Source organism: Chryseobacterium arthrosphaerae, assembly GCF_001684965.1.
Lineage (GTDB): Bacteria > Bacteroidota > Bacteroidia > Flavobacteriales > Weeksellaceae > Chryseobacterium > Chryseobacterium arthrosphaerae.
In genome coordinates this window covers 718,581-738,024 of the sequence record NZ_MAYG01000012.1, presented here as the reverse complement: position 1 = coordinate 738,024, position 19,444 = coordinate 718,581, and the positions used below count along the sequence as shown (strand labels likewise).

Here is a 19,444-nt window from a genome sequence, read left to right as displayed (position 1 = left end):
TCAAAGATTAAAACAGAAAGTACGTCTTACTCCCAGCCTCCAGCTTCCTGACTTTTATTCAGATTTCACAATCTCCGTTCTTTCAGACATTCCGTTAGCATTGAAAGCTTCAATCTGGAAATAATAGGCATCTGTTCTGTCTGCACCGGTAAAGAAATATTCGTTTTTACCGTATACCATAATGCTGCCGTACATTTTATCCGGTGATTTTCCCCAATAGATCACATAACCGTCAGCTTCAGGATTCTGCTGCCATTTCATCCAGATACTTCTTCTTTCACCATATTTTTTAGGATCAGCTCTCAACGGAACAAATCCCTGTACTTTTCCAGGTTTTGCTCCTGCTCCTTTTCCAAATACCCTGAAGCCGCTCAGAGCAAATTTTCCGGTAGGCATTGTAAGGTTTTCCATTTTAAGGAATCTTGCTTTTGCAGGTTTTTCCAATTCAACATAATCGTGAGGAACATCTTTTGTATTTTTGCTTTTATCAACAATGACATTCCATTTTCTGCCGTCATTGGATCCGTAAATCTTATACTGATGCATTTTTCCTAAGGTTTTCCCCATAAACCCGGCATCCTGATCAGCATAATTGATCTGAATGGCATTGATTGTGGATACCTCACCCAGGTCGGTCTGAAACCATTCCCCGGAATTCCCGGTCCTGGCACTCCAATAGGTTTTAATATCTTCATCTACGGCATAATTAGGCTGGTATCCTCCCAAAGTGGATGAGACCTGAACCGGTTTGTTGTAATTCAGCAGCATCCATCCGGCAAAAAGTCCCTTGGTAAAATCTTTTCCCTGAGCATACTGAGGAAGGTAGGTAGGATAATCTCCATAGGCCGTGTTGCAGTACATCACATCATCTTTATCAAAGCCTGCAGGCCAGATTCCCAGTCTTCTTTCAAAATTATTCTTAGTGGAAATAAAAATGGTTGAAACATGCCACCAGTTTTTGTAATTGTCTTCAAAAGTGGCTCCGTGCCCCGCTCCTCTGGCAAAACCTCCCGGCTTATAGGAAAAAGGATTGTGCTGCTGATATTCGAAGCCTTCCAGTGGATTTTTACTTACATATACTCCATCTGAATAGCCGCTGAATTCCGTTGCCGGAGCTCCATACTGCATATAATATTTTCCGTTATGCTTAGTCATCCAGGCACCTTCAACAAAAGGCTGAAGGAAAACATTGTCGTTATACTCCCCGAATCTTTCCCATCCATGATCTTCAGGTTTTAGCTTGATGATTGGTTTTACAAATCCTTCTGACTGAAGATTTTTGACTTTAACTTCGGTTCCCAGTAAAGGCCATTCATTACTGGATCCCCAGTACAGGTACAGTTTATTTTTATCTTCATCGTAATGAAATGCGGGATCCCAGGCACCTACTTTCAAAGTATCCACCGCTATTTTCCAGTCGTCTCTGGTAGGATTGGTGCTCTTCCAGATCGGGAAATCCTGTTCCCATGTTGAGCCATAGACATACAGGGTATCCTTCATTGCCCATACTGCAGGGGCATTCAGATCATGAATATATTTATTGTCTCTGAGAAATTTTCTTTTAACGAATTTCCAGTCGAGCATATCATCGCTATACCAGTAACCTTCCTGGTTGGTAGAAAAAAGAAAGAGTTTATCTTTAAAATTGACAATTACCGGATCGGCAGTAGCACGGTGTTTTCCCTGTTTAGAAAAGGCTTCAAAAGGGGTATAACCATAATCGATATTGATAGGATTACAGAATGTCTTCTGCTGTCCGCTTGCCCATATTCCCAGGAAAATGGCTAATGATAAAAGGTATTGTCTCATTTTTAGATTTTTAACATTCAGGACAAAGTTAGCTAACTTTTTTCGGTTTCTTCCAGATAAAACCGTCCAGAAGATAATGGGTAAGCTGTGGAACCACCAATAAAGGGACCAGGAACTGAAGTACGGTTTCGGGCACAGTAAGATCAAGTGAAAAATGTTCATTCCAGACGAGGGTTTCCCATAAGAATTCTTCAAGCAGGGCAAAACACAGGATCACTCCGATAAACAGGAATATTCCCATGGCAGATTTAAAGATGAGCAATCTGTCCAGCTGATGATTGTCTTTCTGCCGGATTTCCCGGATATAGATCAGTGCAACGTAAGGAATCCCATGCGAAACGACATTGAGGAAAGTAAAAAGAAGGTCATTATTAAAATAAACAATTCCAAAATACCAGGAAAGGAATGTTCCGGTAATAAGGGCCGTTTTAGGAATATTCAGCTTTTTTGTTTTAAAAGTTTCATAAGATGTCTTTGCGATCCAGATGATCAGTATGGCAAAGTACAGCGGTGTAGCAAAACGCAGGTAATCCGGAAGGTTCTGAAGCCAGTTAAATTCATTGCTGACAAACCAAGTAAAGGCTCGTGGTGTTTTAAACCAATATAACATGGGATAAATTGTAGCGGTATAAACAGCCACCTCATCAATCTTCTTTTTCCAGTTATTTGGTTCAAAGCGTGCATAGATCCGCATAAAGCCATATTGCTGACGGATGAAATGGAACACGGCAATCAATGCCAGCACTGACCAGAAAGTGAGTCCTCCAAACTGGAATAAGGCCAACCCCAGTCCCCAACTTATCAAAGGAATTCCGATATACAAAAGTTTTCTCTTCTGTACTTCTCCTTTTACAAAATACGTTTTGAACAGTGTAGAATACACATGGGCTACATCCACAAATACAATCAGGAAAAGCCAGGTATAAAAAGAATAGCTGTTCTCAAGCCCCTGAATCTGTTTCTGAAAGATGAAAATGATCAGCAATACCAGAAAAGGCGGAGATAATATCAACCACCAGTCTGTTTTCGCATTATGTATCCAAGGATGTTTCATTTTTACGATATCATTTGTGCCGCTGTTCTTGTTCCCTGATAAAAGGCTTCTTCAAAAATAGATATTCCTGAGAGATCAGAGTGGGCAAAGAATATTTTATGGTCCATAGCTTCTTTAGCTGTTTGGGCTGCCTTCCCAAAAATCTGACCGGGAACCGGAGCGATCATGGCATGCCCTATTTTATGGAACTGCATTTCCAGGATAAAGTCTTCTATCAACGGGTGGGCTTTCTTCAGATCTTCTAAAACTAAAGTTTTCAGTTCAGCTTCTTTCATTGCATAGAGTCCTTTCCTTGCCTTTTTACAATCTGCTGTAGAAAAGCTTTTGTAGTAAGTAATCACCTTTTCTCCAAGGATCTGGTTGATGTTCTGATGCTGATCATAAATATATCCCAAACCCGAAGAGCCATAGATCACATTGTCCCAGGCCAGTTCTTCATCGCCCCCGAATTCATTCCGAAGCGTAATAGTCGTAAGAAGCCAGGGAACATAATGAAATGATGATGCTTTTTTATTATCAAAGATTCTTTCATTCACAAACTGTGGCGTAGCAAACAAGACTTTCTCTGCGATGATCTTCTTTGTTTTTTCCGAAGAATTATCAAAGCTCAATACTTCAACTTTATCATTGATTTTTACATCAAAGACCAGATGTCCCGATAAATGCTTTCCCTCTGTGTATTTTAAAAAATGCCGGGTCAGTCTGGCGTTTCCTTCCGGCCATGTGAATACCTGATCTTTATACGTTTTGCTCCAGTTATTCTTCCTTCCTGCAAAATAATGAATTCCCGCCCAGGCCGAAACATAGTCTATTCCCAATCCGTAATCGTCCCTGCAGGAATAATCCAACAACCATAACAGCTCTTCTGACTGAAAATGCTGTTCTTTAAGCCAATCCCTGAAAAGTATATTTTCTAATTCTACCACCTCATCTTCCTTACTGGAATCATGTACGGGAATGGCAAACCAATATTTTCCCTGAGCGTCTTTCTTTACCCGGAATGCATCCATCATTTTGAAAAAACGGGTAAGTTCGTTCTGGGTATCGGCTGAAATTCCTTTTTGCGGAACAATATCGTTCTGCCAGGAATTTTTGAAGAACAGTCTCTCCTGCTGTGGAAAAGTCATCTGGTATTCATCCAGAACAGGTTCTCCGTTCTCTTCTGTTCCGAGACAAATTCCACTTTCTTTCAGGAATTCTATGATTTCCGTATTTTCTTTATTGGGTAATGGTAAATAATGGGCTCCCAGAGGGAATTTTGAAAACTGATTCTGCCCGTTGGAAGAGTTTCCGCCCAAATGGATTTCCATTTCCAACAGCAGGTAATCTTTTTCATGATTCTGATGAAAGAATCTGCAGGCAGAAAGTCCGGAAATTCCACCACCCACAACGAGATATTTTGTGTGGATAACTTCTGAATACTGCGGAAAGTCTTTTGCCCACAGCTTATGTCCCAGCACGTGATCGGTTCCTGTGATTTTAAGCAGTAAAGCTTTTACCTTCTTTCCGCAATACTGAAGAAAAGGCAATATCAGGCTACCTAAAAATATAGTTTTAAGGAAATCCTTTCTACTGTACCTTGCCCCACTCTTCATCGAAATAACGGACTAATATCTGGTTATCCAGACGGTTAACTTCTACTTCTTTCACCTTCATATCTTTGTTGAAATAAGACATCTGGGAAAAGTTGTAATCATAATATTTTAAATTGGGAAGCTTTCTGTAAATTCTGTTATTGACAGGTTCAAATGAAGCCATTGAGAACCCCCATTCCCCGAATGAGGGAACATAGGTATGGTAAGCTGCCGTAAAAGGAAAGATCTGACTGATGGTTTTTTCTATACACCAGAAAGATTTGGGAGCAAAGTACGGTGACGTGGTCTGCACCACAATTTTGGTATCAGGAGTAGTCAGTCTCTCAAGTTCTTTATAAAACTGCAGGGAATATAGTTTTCCCAGGCTGTAATTGGACGGATCAGGAAAGTCTATGATGATGACGTCAAACTTCTTTTTGTTCTCTTTTACCCAAATGTAAGCATCTTTATTGATCACTTCCACTTTGGGGTCAGAAAAAGAACTTTGGTTCAGCCTGCGCATAGTTTCATTGTTTTTAAAAAACTGAGTCATTTCACCATCAAGATCTACAAGGGTAATTTTTTTGACGTCTTTGTATTTCAATACTTCTCTTGCAGCAAAGCCATCTCCTCCTCCAAGGATCAGAATATGATCAATATTTTTGGCCATAGACATTGCCGGATGTACCAGAGCTTCATGATAACGGTATTCGTCTGTGGACGAAAACTGTAAGTTGTTATTTAAATATAAACGGAATTCATGGGTATTCCTTGTCAATACAATTCTTTGATAAGGTGAGCTTTTGGTAAACACTACATTTTCACCGTATAGTTTCTCTTCTGAATAAGACAGAATCATATCTGAAAAGAAGAAAAGTCCCAGCAAAAAAAGAAATGCGGCCATTGATTTCACCTTTAACGAAAGTGGCTTCGACAATTCTTTCTTAAGATAATAACAAAGAAATATGGCAATAGAAACATTGATCAGCCCAAAAAACAAAGGGGTTTTTACGATTCCCAATTTCGGAATTAAAACGAGCGGAAAAAGAATCGATGCCAGCAAAGCACCAATATAATCGAATGCAAAGACATTGGAAACTAAATCTTTAAACTGTACCCTGTCTTTCAGGATATTCATCAGAAGCGGAATTTCCACTCCCACCAGACATCCGGTAAAAAAGACAAAAAGATACAGAACGCTTTCAAAATGTGCTAAGGTATTGAAGAGAATAAAAAGAACCACAGAACTGATTCCGCCTACTATTCCAACCAGGATCTCAATCTCAACGAATTTATCGATGAGGTTTCCTTTAATGAATTTCGCCAGATAGGAACCTACTCCCATCGAAAATAAATAAACCCCGATAATGAAAGAAAACTGCTTTACAGAATCTCCCAGAAGGTAGCTTGCCAGCGCTCCTGCCACCAACTCATAAATCAACCCGCATGTAGCAATGACAAATACCGAAAACAATAAAAGCAGCTCAAGAGGGATCCTCTTTTTATCCATGAATTGCAGCGCTTATGATCATTGAAATCCCGATGATAAATGCTCCGAAAACAATTGCCAGCGCAATATTTTTGTTTTGGGCAATCTCATGCCATGTTTTTTCCGGAGTCAGTTTTTCAATAATGAAATAGCACACCAGAAGAATGGCAATTCCTAAAAATGAATAAAGAACTGAATTGAATATTGGTAATACATTGATGTTGTCCATAGTTTTTATATTTTTATTTGTGATAATATCTGTAAAATCCTACTCCACCTCCTCTGGAATGGCTTCTGGTGGTTCCGTCACGATAGGTTTCTGTTTTCGCACAGTCGCAGACCTGATTTCCACGATAGGTAAGGTATACAAACCATGACAGGAAAAACCCACCAAGCAGGCAGAGAATCCAGTTTTGTCTTATATAGTCTAAAATATTGGTAATCATCATGATGGAGAATAAGGTGAATTTGAGCTATTGTTCCATTTTTTAACATTGAAAAAATGTTTCCCGATAAGCATTGCTACAAAAAGGGCAACCATTATAAACAAGATAAATCCGAAATTCCAGAATGATACAGGCAGCCAGGTTGCTTTGAGCTGTACATAGGTATTGCTTGAAATGGGATCTGTAGTGAGCTTAGGTGCTTCAGCATTAATCAGAGAATCCAGCTTTTGGGTACCGAAAGACGCCTTTGTCAACCGGGCAACTTCCGACGTATCTTTTTCCAGTGTCTTTCCGTCTGCAAAGGTTGTCGTCTGGGCTTTATAGGTATCGGTAATTTCTATGGCCCCTGATTTATCCCGTGATATCATCACTTTTGAATCCGGTGACTGAAGGTTGGAAAAGGTGGGCAAAGCGCCTTCTTTCTCTGCAGAAATAAGAAAATGATAGTTTCCTGAACTTACTCCGCAAAGATTAAATTCTTCGGCCTGGCTTCCTTCCGACCAGCTTTCCCCCTCTTCGTAACCATGATACTGTTCGATATCTCTTGAGGTATAAATAATTTCGTTGGTTTTTTCATTCACAAGACTCAGCTGGATATTGGCCCACGAATTATCCACTCCTGAAAATGCATTTACCTTTAATGGTGCGGAACCTCCCGAAAGGGTAAAGCTTTTGCTGACCATTTCCTTATCCTGTACATCAGCGAAATTGATGGTCTCTGCAAAAACGGTTTCATTGGTTCTTGAAGTATACACATACATCTGAAGCAGACATATCAGCAATGCTGCAATACAAAAGATATTGATGGCCTGGCGGGTATCTACGTAATAGGGCTGAACGATCCCTATTCCGGTATAAAATGGCATATTCGCTATTTTAAAACCTCTTTTCACTTTATCCCTGGGAATGTGAGCTCCATAGAAATACTGTATGTTTTTCCCGGTCTTCTCCTGGGAGATCATCCGGGTTCCATTGACGTATTCTTTGTAGGTGGCAAGACTGAAATCCAGCTTTTCATCAAAAAAACCTGCTGCAGCGTGAATGCTGCATTGGGAAGTTTCATACCAACGGTAATTTCTCCCGGCATAGGTCGCTATCTGGGAATCCTTGCTTTTAAAATCATCAGCCGGTATTGATATCAGGAATACCCAATGCCCGTCGCTTTCACTCATAAAGGCATCATTCCCTTTGCTGTCTTTAAGGTAATATTCGCGCCAGAAAATACTGGATCCATATTTCCTTACAATAATTCCGGTAACGGTATATTCTGTGTCTCCTATTTTACCTTTCTGTCCGATATCCAGAACCACATTCTCAGTGGGCACTTTCAGATGTCTGGCATGGTTATTTGATGCTACATCAATGAGATGAGAACAGGTCTGACAAACATATTCCCTGACAGGAAATGTAAGGTCTAATTTATTTTCCGAATCGCATGCTGGGCAGACATAATGCATATTCTATCTGTAAATTTTGTGTTTCTGAATGGTATTAGCTTTAAAATATTGAACGACCTCATCTGCTATCTGCTCTACTTTTGCTGTGTTATCCTGAGTATAATTACAAAGAAAAACATCAAAGGTAAGCTGTCTGAATTCCGGCCACGTATGAATACAAAGATGTGATTCTTTCAGGCATACTGCTGAAGTAAAACTCTGGTTTTCAAAAACATGATTGGTAATCCCAACAATTTCCACTTCTTTGGTTTTCAGGATACTTTCTGTAAATTCCAGAAAACCTTCGCTGTCTAATAACAAATCTTCTGACTCTGTTTCCAAAGTCAGAAGAATATGTAAACCTTTATTTGATAATGGGTTCAATTAATTTTTTCGTAAATATATTATTTTTTTGGAAGAAAAACCTCAGCGAGCATACATCTTGCACTTCCGCCTCCGTTTACTTCGATCGTATTCAGATCTGAATAGATGATTTCACAGTATTTTTCTATGGCTGCCACTTGTTCTTGTGTTAAAGATTGATAAGCGGTCTGGCTCATTACCAGGAATTTTTCCCCTTCTTTATTCTGAACCTGAAGCATATTTCCTGCAAACTGCTGCATCTGATCTTCAGAAATCTCGATAATCTCCTTTCCTGATTTTTTGATGGCTTCAATGACTTTTTCTCTTTCCAGTTCATCATCAATACAATCAAGACATATCACTACAAACCGGTCTGCAACGCACATCATTACATTAGTGTGGTATATGGGAAGTCTTTCTGTACCTACTGTCTGATAAGAATGGAAAACGACCGGTGTGAAGCCATATTTTGTACAGAATTCCCTGAACAGTTTTTCATCCAGCCTTAAAGAAACCGAACCGTATGCAATTTTATTGTCATGATCAAAGATCATACTGCCTGTTCCTTCAAGAAAATGGCCCTGAGTTTCAGAGAATGACCAGTCGTCAATTTCATCAATTTCAAATCCAAGGTTTTCGATAGTTTCAAGAATATCTTCTCTTCGCTCCACTCTTCTGTTGGAAGCGAACATGGGGTATAAAACCACTTTCCCGTCTTTATGGAAGCTTACCCAGTTATTCGGGAAGATAGAATCCGGGGTATGAGGATCCAATGTATCTTTTATCGTAATGACATTGATTCCTTTTCCTCTCAGCTTTCCTACAAAGGTATTGAACTCTGCCAGTGCTTTGGATTGGATATCAGAACCTGTCTGTTCCACCTGGAAATAATTGTTTTTCGCTGTTTCTGCGTTGTAGCCGAAGGCAATCGGCTCTATCATTAGTACTGTATCTGTTGTCTGCATTTTTTTGATTTAAAAATTAAAAGATTGAAGATTGAAAGATTAAAACCCTTCCACTCTCAAACACTAAAACTCTACCACTCACAAACTCTCCCGTTCAATTATTCTCTCACAAGCGGCATGGTAGAACATCTCAGCAATCCGCCCATTTTAGAGATTTCTCTGTAAGGAATTTCTTCAACAGTCATTCCCCATACTTCTCTCAGGTGGTTGTTCATTCTTGTAAATGCTTTGTCTGAGACCACTACTTCAGGGGAAATGGAAAAAATATTCGGGAACATTTCAAACATTTCTTCGTCATTGATATGGAAGCAGTTTTCTTCTCCGAAAATATCAATGATCAGGCGGTAGTCACTTTCATCTACAAATCCGTTTTTATAGATGATGCATTTATCTTCTCCTACCGGGTTGAAGGTACAGTCAAGATGCAGAATTCCTTCAAACGGGACTTTATCGTTTTTCTTCAGTTCAAGATCGATGATTCTTTTCTTGGGAAAATATTCTTTTAAAATTTCGATGGCGTATTCGTTGGTTCTCGCCGTTTTATAGTTTCTGTAATCTTCGCTGAAGCAGGTTCCGATGAAAAGGAAGTCATTCCATACAATAACATCTCCCCCTTCAATATGGGCTGTTTCCGGAAGATTGATAATTTTTCTCCATGCTACTTTTTCGAAAACATTTTTGTAGGCTTCCTGTTCGTCTGCTCTGTCTGCGATCACATTGGAAATGATCATTTTGTCGTCAATCACAAAGGCTACATCTCTTGAAAAAACCTGATTGTAGTCTTCAATAATGCTTGGACGCAGAACTTCTACGTCATACTTTTTAAGAACAGCCTCAAAAGCGTTCATTTCATTAATAATATCCTCTTCTTTAGGATAAATATTGTGTTCGATTGAGTAATATGACTTGGCGTCATAACTTTCCTCTAATGTGGGAACGGCTCCCAAAGAATTAGGCTGGCCTAGTACTACTGACCTCAGCCTTCCCGTTTCGTTTTTAATGTTTAGTCTCATAAAGATTTATGCAATACTACAAATATAAGTAAAGGTCTCTATCTGGAAAACTTTTGAATTGCTTTATCCTTATAATTTTGCCCAATTTTCCGGTTATTCTGAGGAAGGTTTTATTTACAGTTATTTTATCCTCAGAATACAATTTATGCAGAAAATACCACCAGAGGTTTCGCACTTATAATTTTAGGCGACGCACTTACTATTGAAACGTACGTACTTGTTGAGTATAGCTGGTTTCACTTTTCGGGTAGAATTATATTAGCAGTACTAATTTTAACTTATATTATTATGAAAAAGACCCTTACATTTTTTTTAACTGTTTTATTAACAGTGGTATCAGTAACCGGTTTATCGGCACAGAATTCTTTCAGTGTGAAATACGTTGGTGAGGCAGGTTTTAACAGCTTTCCGCCTAATCATATAAAAGTAGAGGCCGATTACGATCGTCACAGCCATATTATTTCACCTCCCAACAGCGCTACCCAGACAACTCCTGTTCTTGAAAGTAAATATATTACAAACGGAGCAACCGTCGCTTTTCTTTCTCCTCCTACTCCCAGCCCGACTACAGCCCAGACCTTCGAACTTTACCATTTAAAAGTAACATGGAACTCGCTTCAGAATGGACTTCCAATTTCAAGAGTGTTTACCTTCAATGATTTACAGATCCTGTCTGCCAATGTTGGAAATGAAGTAGATATCACAACAATAGGGGCCAGAATACGCCTTAAAGCAATCTACTCAGATACCCTTGTTCTTTATCAGATTACGCTCACAACCTATTAATGAAGTGATCAGCACATAAGAGTAAACCCTGTTTCTGTAAGCAGGGTTTATTTTTTATGTAATAAAATCGCCAATAAGTTCAAAGCCATATGAAAAATCAATTCTTTGATTCATTGAATTGAATGTGAAATCCCAACAACCTACAAACAACTGTTTTCCATCTACATACAGATCTCGAAAACAAATCACAAGCCTCTTTAAATTCATAAATTAGTGACATAATTCTCGAGAAATTATACAACAAAAATTTTACTATTTACAATCAAAAAAACAAAGTCATGAGCAAGAAAAATCCGGTGCTGAAAAATGCACAAAAATTAGGAAGAGAACAGCAAAAGTCTGTAATGGGAGGAGAATTTATGCCAGGTAACAAAATATGCTGTGAGTGGGATGATACCACGGGGAAATGTTTCTTATGGATATGCAGCAGATGCCAGTGCCCATAAAAATACTGATAAAGCCGTTTCATAAATTTGAAGCGGCTTTTATTTTATCAAGAATCACCCTCTACATCCAACTTTATTCTGTATTATAAAGTGACCGCCTGTTATCTATATATCATTTAAAAATGTTATCCTATTCTACGGATCTTACTACAACTTATTATATTCCAAATACATAATGATAATTTTTCTTTTACAGAATAAAATAAATTCCTATATTAGTGATATAATTCGTAATAAATTATATTGTTTTAAAACTTACTATTAACATCAAAAATCAAAATCATGAACAAAAGCAATTCAGTACTTAAGCACGCTCAAAAGTTAGGAAGAGAGCAACAAAAATCAGTAACCGGAGGAATCGGTCCCATTAAACCAAGATACTGCTGTGAGTGGAATGACGATGGCAGCTGCCGAATCTGGACCTGTGGTAACTGTGTTTGCCCGTAAAAATAATAAACCTGCTTTACCCAAGCAGGTTTTTTTTTATCTTGCCCTGCTTTCTTCTTCTGTTCTCTGAGTTTCTTTGGCCTGATACTTTGAGCTTCCAAAAGTATAGCTCAGTGAGAGGAAAAACCTGCTGCTGTCCCACCAGTGGGTAAAGCGGTTGTCCATGATCTGTTTATGCCTGAACTCAAGACTCTGATCATTGGAATCAAAAATATTATTATATCCAAGCCTGGTATTCAGTTTATTATCCAGCCAGAATTTCTGAACAGACAGATCTACGGCATAGCGTGGTTTAATAATGTAAAGGCTGTTTCCTGTCTTAGATTCATAGCTGGCAAATAGATTGATCGTATATCCTTCGGGCAGGGTAAAGACCTGGTTTAGTCTTATTTCATAATTATAAACAGCCAGTGCAAAGACTTCTTCAAGATAAGGTCTGAATTCATAATTGTAATATCCTGCCAACTGGCTGCTGACATTCCACCATTTCGTAATTTTTAACGGAAAGCTGATCTCCAGAGAAGCAAACTTCCGGTAAGGAAGATTGGTACCGAGATATTGCAGGACATTGGTTTCCGGATTATAGACCGGATACCGGGTCATTACATCACTTTCTTTTCCTATAGTGAAGCTGGTAATCCAGTTTTTATAACGGTAAGTGGCTTTGATCTGGCTGGTAAGGGATGGCAAAAGATAAGGATTTCCGATCCAGTAGTTCAGTGGACTGAAGTAAGACCGGAACGGATTAAGCTGTGAAAAAACAGGTCTGGTTATTTTTCTGCTGTAAGAAATAGACCATTCATTGGATTGATTTGAAGAATAATTTGCACTGAAAGACGGCAGCCATTTAAGATAGTTTCTCGAAACAACGGAATCAATGGTCACGGCATCTGAAATGCTTCGAGTGTTTTCAAACCTTATCCCTGCATTCATCTGAAACTTTCCAATTTTCTGCCTGTAAGCGATATAACCGGCTATGATTTTTTCTCTGTACGAGAAAATATTGCTTCTCGTAGGATCGAATACGAATTGATTGTTCACAGAAAGGGTATCATACCTGATATTATTATGAGTAACTGAATGGCTGTATTTAAATCCAGCTTCTATTTCTGCATTTCCGATTTTCCGGGAGCCGTCAATCTGCCCTGTATAAATATCGATCTTATTGAAAAGGTCAGACTTCCAATAGGATAAAAGTTCAGAAGAAGGCTGATCTCTGTTGATGAATTCATCCTGCTGTTTATTTTCTACGGAAAGATAGTTTCCTAAAAAGCCTATTTTAAAATCATTATGTTGAAAAGTATAATCAGCAGTTATTCCATAATTATTCTGGGAGTAATCTATCGGATTTTCACTTCCGGTACTAAAAACAAGCTCTGTTTCACTTTTATCAGTAGTATACAGTGTTCCCGTACGGATCCGGTCACTCTCTCTGAAATTACTTCTCAGATGCAAACCGAATCTGTTTTTAGCGTTTAATCTGAAATCTGCACCAACCTGAAGGCTGTAAACCGCCCCCTTATCTTCCTGATAGGTCCCGGTGCGCATGATATTGGTATCAGCCAATCGCTGCAAAGCATTATAGCGGTATATGGAAACTCCATCATTGTACCCCATCAGCAGATTATAAGCTACTTTTTCTGTATTATATGAAAGGTTTAGTGTATTTTCTCTGTAATTAAATTTATTGATATAGATATTTCCATTATAAGTTCCTCTCCAGCCGAGATTGGTATTTTTCTTTAGTTTAATATCAATAATGCCTTTGAATTCCGCATCATATTTTGAAGATGGATTGGTGTTTATTTCGACAGACTCTACCATTTCCGGTGACAGAGAACGCAAATAAGCCTGCAGCTCCTGCGTGCCCAGCACTACCGATTTTCCATTGATGAATACCGCAGGAGTGACTCTTCCACCGACAAAGATTCCATCTTCCTGGTCTACGATTACTCCCGGTGTTTTTCTCAACACTTCAAAAAGATTGGCAGACGTTTTAAAATCTTTATTACCGGAAACAGCCACCGTCAGATTTCCATCACTCAACTTCACATTTCGCGCGGGAGACTGTATAATGACTTCTGAAATATCAGTAGTTTTATCCTTGGTATGCTTCAGGGAATCGGTTGGCTTTTCTGTTGTAACCCGCTGTGCTTTTCCAAAAAATGATAAAAAAAGAAGCAGCAATAACAGCCATAATTTGATGATCATAAATAGTAATTTTATGAAGTCAAAAGTACCGGGTTATCGTAAAAAGGAGGTTTTGAAGTTAAAATACCGAAGTACAAAATTATAAATCTGAACTCTGAAACCTGGTATCAGAAGCCGATTGAGCCTGTCTGTATAAAAGCGGAGTTGTATTTTTAATTTTCTTGAAAGTAGAGAAAAATGTAGATTTGGAATTAAAACCTACTTCATAGCCAATCTCTTCGATCTTGAAATAAGACCCGCTTTCAATTTTTTCACAGGCTTCATCAATCCTGTATTCGTTAATGTAAGTAGAAAAGCTTTTGCCCAGATTATCATTCAGCAACTGGGATAGCTGGTGGGCAGATATATTCATTCTGGATGCCAGATCACTCAGTTTCAGATTAGGGTTTTTATATAATTCTTCAGCATGCATCAGCCTTTCTAATTTTATGGTAAAACTATTGGCCTGATCCCCCGAAATCTTTTTATTAGAATATCTTTCTGTTCCTTTTACCGGAGCCTGCTGATATTTTTTATTGAATAAAATGAGAAAATTAGCATACAGCACAAATGAAAACACTAAGCTTCCTCCTGCACAATAGATCTGGACCCAACCTGTGGAAATAAGCTGATATGTCAGAAATATAATTACATTACTGATCAGAACCGGAACAACAAATTGATTAGGGCTTCTGACCTCCTGTTTTGAATAAAAATAATACTGGTAAACGGTAAGAAATACAAAGATGGACCAAACGGTATAAATAAAGGTTCCGAAATAATGATCCCATGTGACCGGAAAGAACAGATAAAGCAGCCCGACAATACCTAAGATTAATGTGAGTATTCCAAATAGCCGGCGACAGTTTTTCAGATCAAAATGTTCCTGCTGAAAGGAAGATTTCACATAAAAATACAGAGCAGGCCCGGTAAAAAACAATGCTGACAAACCCAAATGCGGAATAAGCCTCGGAAGATCAGGATAAAAATAAATGCCTACTGAAATTCCGACTCTTAAGCTTAGCATAAGTAACAACAGCCCGAGAAAAAAGTCAGGTATATATTTCAACTTCTTTACAAACAGCAGATAGATTCCCAGAAGAAGCCCGTTGAAAGCTCCTACTGCACTGAAGAAAAATAGCATCTGTTGTCCGAAAGTCATAATAATTTACTTACTTATTTTTGTTATGAAAACCAATGATGCACAGTTCTTTCATCTGTTATTCAGTCATCCGGTTTGATCATATCAATAATTTCATAAAAGTAAAATTAATAAATTATTGAATTCAATTTCAACACCATATACATTTTTTTCTAAGAAATATTGCAGATGATGATCTCTTTGCCATCTGCATATTCTTTGCCCCATTCACATAAGTTTTTCAGAATCGGAATAAGATCCTGCCCTTTGTTTGTCAGTATATATTCTATTCCCACAGGAACGGTACCGGGAATTTCTTTTTTAATGATAAGTTTATGCGTTTCCAATTCTTTAAGTTGTCTCCCTAAAACCTGTTCAGAAATATTAGGAAGTTCTTTCTTCAAAAGATGAAACCGGTTATTCCCCTCCGAAATTGAATAAATAATCTGTGATTTCCAGCGTCCTCTGATAATACTTACTGCAGAATTCAGTTCACAAATACCGAACAGAAACTGTTCGTTTGCCGCATTGGTTGAAGTTTCTTTTCTCATAATGATCACTCACAATTTTGTTCGTTATTGTAATTCACAGACAGCCTGCAGAAATTTACATTAAAATTACAAAATTATGAGTACAAAAAGCATTCTGTTGATTATCGGTCTTGCAATAAGCCTGCAGCTGTTCCAGGCACAGGAAAGATGGATTCTGAAATCCGGGTTTATGTCAAAGCCGGATACGGTATTTATTTTTAAACCCCAGGCTTATAAAAAGACAGAGAAATATCCATTAGTCTATTTATTACACGGGTATAGTGAAAATTACCGTCAATGGTCCCGGACAACAGACCTGCAGAAATTTTCTGATCAGTATAAAATGATTATTGTATGCCCGGACGGATTTACTACATGGTATATAAACAGTCCTTATAATAAGGGGGCAAGAGCTGAGGATTTCTTTTTTAAGGAACTGGTTCCCCAGGTTCATAAAAACTACAGCATTGACAAAAAGAATATTTTCATCAGCGGGCTAAGCATGGGAGGATATGGGGCTATCCGGTATTTTTTACTTCATCAGGATTATTTTAATACCGCAGGAAGTACTAGTGGCGCTTTTTCTCTGGATCCTGACATGATGAAGAGTGCGAGCCTGCAGTTCTTTACTACAACAAGGATTACGGATGACCTAAACAAAATATTAGGTTCACCGAAAGAATGGAAACAGTATAATATTTCAACACTTTTAAAAACCTATAATAAAGGAAAGCCTTTTCTAATAGACTGCGGCTCGGAAGATATACTTTATCCTTCCACTGTTGAAATCAGAGATATTGCCGATAGCCTCAATATTCCCATTACATTTATTTCCCAGCCCGGGAATCATAATACAGAATATTGGAGAAACTCTATTGAACATCATTTTATTTTTTTCAGGCAACATTTTAAATAAAAAAATCCCAAAGCAGGCTTTGGGATTTTGATATGGTAGAAGCAAATATTATCTGCTTGCGATATCGATGTAGTTTCTTTGCTGAGCACCCTGGTAAACCTGTCTTGGTCTTCCGATCGGGTCTCCTTTCAGTCTCATTTCTTTCCACTGAGAAATCCATCCCGGAAGTCTTCCTAATGCAAACATTACGGTAAACATTTCTGTAGGAATTCCTAATGCTCTGTAGATAATTCCTGAGTAGAAGTCTACGTTTGGATATAGTTTTCTTTCTACGAAGTATTCGTCTTCAAGAGCTACTCTTTCTAACTGCATTGCGATGTCAAGAGCTTTATCCTGAATACCCAGTGCAGTAAGGATATCGTCAGCAGCTTTCTTGATGATTTTTGCTCTTGGGTCGAAGTTTTTGTATACTCTGTGTCCGAATCCCATCAAACGGAAGTTATCACTCTTATCTTTAGCTTTAGCAACGTATTTGGATACATCACCACCATCTTTTTCGATAAGCTCAAGCATTTCGATTACTGCCTGGTTAGCACCACCGTGAAGTGGTCCCCAAAGTGCAGATACCCCAGCAGAGATGGAAGCAAAAAGACCTGTGTGAGCAGAACCTACCATTCTTACTGTAGAAGTAGAACAGTTTTGCTCGTGGTCAGCGTGAAGGATTAATAATTTATCTAAAGCATTTACAACTACCGGATCGATTTCGAAATCTGCGTTTGGTAATCTGAATGCCATTTTGTAGAAGTTTTCTACGTAGTTCAGGTTGTTATCTCCGTGGTTCAATGGTAAACCTTGAGTTTTTCTGTAAGTCCATGCACAAAGGTGAGAGAACTTAGCGATCATCAGCTCAGCAGCGTGATCCATTTCTTCTTTAGAGTTTACGTTAACGGCTTTTGGGTTGAAAGCTGTCAAAGCAGAAGTTAAAGAAGATAAAACTCCCATAGGGTGAGCAGAACGAGGAAAAACATCGATGATCTTTTTCATCTCATCTGCGATGAAGTTATATTTTTTGATATTGTTGTCGAAAGAAGTAAATTGATCCTGAGTAGGTAATTCTCCATGTAATAAAAGATACATTACTTCTGTGAAGTTAGATTTCTCTGCAATCTGCTCGATTGGATAACCTCTGTAGAATAATTCTCCTTTATCTCCGTCTAAGTAAGTGATGTCGCTAATAGTAGCTCCTGTATTTTTATAACCTAAATCCAGAGTGATCAAACCTGTCTGGTCTCTTAATTTTGAAATATCAATCCCTCTGTCTCCGATAGTACTATCCACGATTGGATATTCATATGAATTACCGTCGTAATTCAATATTACTTTGTTGTCTGACATTATTTATTTATTTTTTTTAAATATACCACTTTCCATAAAATACGGCAAACAAAAATTATCGCTTGCCGTTATTTATAAATTCAATTATCTTTTAATTTTAAATGCTTCTAAACCTGGGAAAATTGCAGTTTCACCAAGAGCTTCTTCAATTCTTAACAGCTGGTTGTATTTCGCCATTCTGTCTGATCTTGAAGCTGAACCGGTTTTGATCTGTCCGCAGTTCATCGCTACTGCCAAATCAGCAATAGTGGAATCTTCAGTTTCTCCGGATCTGTGAGACATTACGGAAGTGAACTTGTTGTTCTGAGCCATCTGTACAGCCGCCATTGTTTCAGAAAGTGAACCGATCTGGTTTACTTTTACAAGGATTGAGTTGGCAATACCTTCTTGTACTCCTCTTGACAATCTGTCTACGTTGGTTACGAATAAATCATCACCTACCAACTGCACTCTGTCACCGATTTTATCCGTTAACATTTTCCAACCTTCCCAATCATCTTCCTGCATACCGTCTTCGATAGAGATGATCGGATATTTATTGGCCAATTCGGCAAGGTAAGAAACCTGCTCTTCTCTTGATCTGTGAGCTCCTTTGTCACCTTCGAATTTTCTGTAATCGTAAGTTCCGTCTTTGTAGAATTCTGAAGCGGCACAGTCTAATGCCAGCATGATGTCATCACCAGGCTTGTATCCTGCTTTTTCGATGGCCTGAAGTAGAGTATCCAAAGCATCTTCGGTTCCGTTGAACGTTGGAGCAAAACCTCCTTCATCTCCTACAGCTGTAGAAAGGCCTCTTCCTTTAAGGATTGATTTAAGATTGTGGAAAATTTCAGTTCCTTTTCTCAAAGCGTGAGAGAAAGAATCAGCTTTTACCGGCATGATCATAAATTCCTGGAATGCGATAGGCGCATCTGAGTGAGAACCACCGTTGATTACGTTCATCATTGGAACAGGAAGTGTGTTGGCATTTACTCCACCTACATATTTGTATAAAGGCATTCCCAGTTCTGCAGCTGCAGCTCTGGCTACCGCCAAAGAAACACCAAGAATAGCGTTAGCCCCAAGGTTTCCTTTGTTAGGTGTACCATCAAGATCAATCATGATCTGATCGATATAGTTTTGTTCGAAAACCGGCTGACCAACTAAGTTCTCTGCAATTACTTCTTTTACATTTTCAACAGCTTTTAAAACTCCTTTCCCCTGGTATTCTGAACCTCCGTCACGTAATTCTACGGCTTCGTGTTCCCCTGTAGATGCTCCTGAAGGAACAGCTGCACGGCCCATAGCACCGTTTTCTGTAAATACATCTACTTCAATGGTAGGATTACCTCTGGAATCTAAAATCTGTCTTGCTTCTATGTAAGAAATTGCACTCATTTTTTATTTTTTTTAGTTTAGACAAATTTAATCAAAATTTAACTTTTAGGGGTATTGAAGCGGCATCTTTTTAAAATAAATGCGAGTTAAATTTTAGTTAATTTATATTATGATAAACGCGGTAATT

The 19,444-nt window shown here is 38.4% G+C and carries 19 protein-coding genes; 4 read left to right on the top strand and 15 right to left on the bottom strand.

Translation table 11 applies throughout. The features are described 5' to 3' along the window. Positions 1-54: 54 nt before the first annotated feature. The 10 genes from BBI00_RS18765 to BBI00_RS18720 form a co-directional block, all read right to left on the bottom strand. Positions 55-1,809, bottom strand: coding sequence for a discoidin domain-containing protein (locus BBI00_RS18765; protein WP_065400350.1), 1,755 nt, complete (start codon positions 1,807-1,809; stop codon positions 55-57). 28 nt (positions 1,810-1,837) lie between these two features. Further along, positions 1,838-2,863 carry a hypothetical protein gene (locus tag BBI00_RS18760; RefSeq protein ID WP_065400349.1) on the bottom strand — a complete coding sequence of 342 codons (1,026 nt, stop codon included), beginning with the start codon at positions 2,861-2,863 and terminating at the stop codon, positions 1,838-1,840. A 2-nt stretch (positions 2,864-2,865) separates the two neighbouring features. Then, complete coding sequence (locus BBI00_RS18755; RefSeq protein ID WP_083988577.1) at positions 2,866-4,458, bottom strand: NAD(P)-binding protein; 1,593 nt, start codon at positions 4,456-4,458, stop codon at positions 2,866-2,868. Then, positions 4,433-5,947: a polyamine aminopropyltransferase gene (locus tag BBI00_RS18750; protein WP_065400348.1), complete on the bottom strand. Its 1,515-nt coding sequence runs from the start codon at positions 5,945-5,947 to the stop codon at positions 4,433-4,435. Before BBI00_RS18750 ends, BBI00_RS18755 begins: the two co-directional genes overlap by 26 nt. Continuing rightward, positions 5,940-6,155, bottom strand: a complete 216-nt coding sequence (locus tag BBI00_RS18745; protein ID WP_065400347.1) for a DUF350 domain-containing protein — start codon at positions 6,153-6,155, stop codon at positions 5,940-5,942. The genes BBI00_RS18750 and BBI00_RS18745 overlap by 8 nt, the downstream gene beginning before the upstream one ends. Before the next feature lie 13 nt (positions 6,156-6,168). After that, the gene (locus tag BBI00_RS18740) at positions 6,169-6,375 is read right to left on the bottom strand and encodes a hypothetical protein (RefSeq protein ID WP_228394795.1); all 207 of its coding nucleotides are present in this window, start codon (positions 6,373-6,375) and stop codon (positions 6,169-6,171) included. After that, positions 6,372-7,829, bottom strand: a complete 1,458-nt coding sequence (locus BBI00_RS18735) for a DUF4178 domain-containing protein (RefSeq protein WP_065400346.1) — start codon at positions 7,827-7,829, stop codon at positions 6,372-6,374. The genes BBI00_RS18740 and BBI00_RS18735 overlap by 4 nt, the downstream gene beginning before the upstream one ends. Positions 7,830-7,832: 3 nt before the next feature. Beyond that, complete coding sequence (locus tag BBI00_RS18730; RefSeq protein ID WP_065400345.1) at positions 7,833-8,192, bottom strand: S-adenosylmethionine decarboxylase family protein; 360 nt, start codon at positions 8,190-8,192, stop codon at positions 7,833-7,835. 20 nt (positions 8,193-8,212) lie between these two features. Continuing rightward, the gene (gene ctlX, locus BBI00_RS18725) at positions 8,213-9,136 is read right to left on the bottom strand and encodes a citrulline utilization hydrolase CtlX (RefSeq protein ID WP_065400344.1); all 924 of its coding nucleotides are present in this window, start codon (positions 9,134-9,136) and stop codon (positions 8,213-8,215) included. Positions 9,137-9,234: 98 nt separating this feature from the next. Next, positions 9,235-10,149, bottom strand: a complete 915-nt coding sequence (locus BBI00_RS18720) for a dimethylarginine dimethylaminohydrolase family protein (RefSeq protein ID WP_065400343.1) — start codon at positions 10,147-10,149, stop codon at positions 9,235-9,237. 288 nt (positions 10,150-10,437) lie between these two features. Between BBI00_RS18720 and BBI00_RS18715 the strand changes: the two genes are divergently transcribed. The 3 genes from BBI00_RS18715 (at position 10,438) to BBI00_RS23420 (ending at position 11,828) form a co-directional block, all read left to right on the top strand. Continuing rightward, complete coding sequence (locus BBI00_RS18715) at positions 10,438-10,935, top strand: hypothetical protein (RefSeq protein ID WP_065400342.1); 498 nt, start codon at positions 10,438-10,440, stop codon at positions 10,933-10,935. 278 nt (positions 10,936-11,213) lie between these two features. After that, complete coding sequence (locus BBI00_RS23425; protein ID WP_165602560.1) at positions 11,214-11,381, top strand: hypothetical protein; 168 nt, start codon at positions 11,214-11,216, stop codon at positions 11,379-11,381. A 282-nt stretch (positions 11,382-11,663) separates the two neighbouring features. Then, a complete protein-coding gene (locus tag BBI00_RS23420; RefSeq protein ID WP_165602559.1) occupies positions 11,664-11,828 on the top strand; it encodes a hypothetical protein in 165 nt (54 codons plus the stop codon). A 36-nt stretch (positions 11,829-11,864) separates the two neighbouring features. Here the strand turns inward: BBI00_RS23420 and BBI00_RS18710 are convergent, their stop codons facing one another. The 3 genes from BBI00_RS18710 to BBI00_RS18700 form a co-directional block, all read right to left on the bottom strand. Next, positions 11,865-14,039 (bottom strand): outer membrane beta-barrel family protein, encoded by a 2,175-nt coding sequence (locus BBI00_RS18710; protein WP_065400341.1) that lies wholly within the window; start codon positions 14,037-14,039, stop codon positions 11,865-11,867. 79 nt (positions 14,040-14,118) lie between these two features. Continuing rightward, positions 14,119-15,180, bottom strand: coding sequence for a helix-turn-helix domain-containing protein (locus BBI00_RS18705; RefSeq protein ID WP_065400340.1), 1,062 nt, complete (start codon positions 15,178-15,180; stop codon positions 14,119-14,121). A 152-nt stretch (positions 15,181-15,332) separates the two neighbouring features. Next, positions 15,333-15,710 carry a winged helix-turn-helix transcriptional regulator gene (locus BBI00_RS18700; RefSeq protein ID WP_065400339.1) on the bottom strand — a complete coding sequence of 126 codons (378 nt, stop codon included), beginning with the start codon at positions 15,708-15,710 and terminating at the stop codon, positions 15,333-15,335. Between the two features lie 76 nt (positions 15,711-15,786). On the opposite strand from BBI00_RS18700, the gene BBI00_RS18695 reads away from it, so the two are divergent. After that, positions 15,787-16,605, top strand: coding sequence for an alpha/beta hydrolase (locus BBI00_RS18695; RefSeq protein WP_065400338.1), 819 nt, complete (start codon positions 15,787-15,789; stop codon positions 16,603-16,605). 48 nt (positions 16,606-16,653) lie between these two features. Here the strand turns inward: BBI00_RS18695 and BBI00_RS18690 are convergent, their stop codons facing one another. Further along, complete coding sequence (locus BBI00_RS18690) at positions 16,654-17,940, bottom strand: citrate synthase (protein WP_065400337.1); 1,287 nt, start codon at positions 17,938-17,940, stop codon at positions 16,654-16,656. A gap of 84 nt (positions 17,941-18,024) precedes the next feature. After that, positions 18,025-19,317, bottom strand: coding sequence for a phosphopyruvate hydratase (eno, locus tag BBI00_RS18685; protein WP_065400336.1), 1,293 nt, complete (start codon positions 19,315-19,317; stop codon positions 18,025-18,027). Positions 19,318-19,444 lie beyond the last annotated feature (127 nt).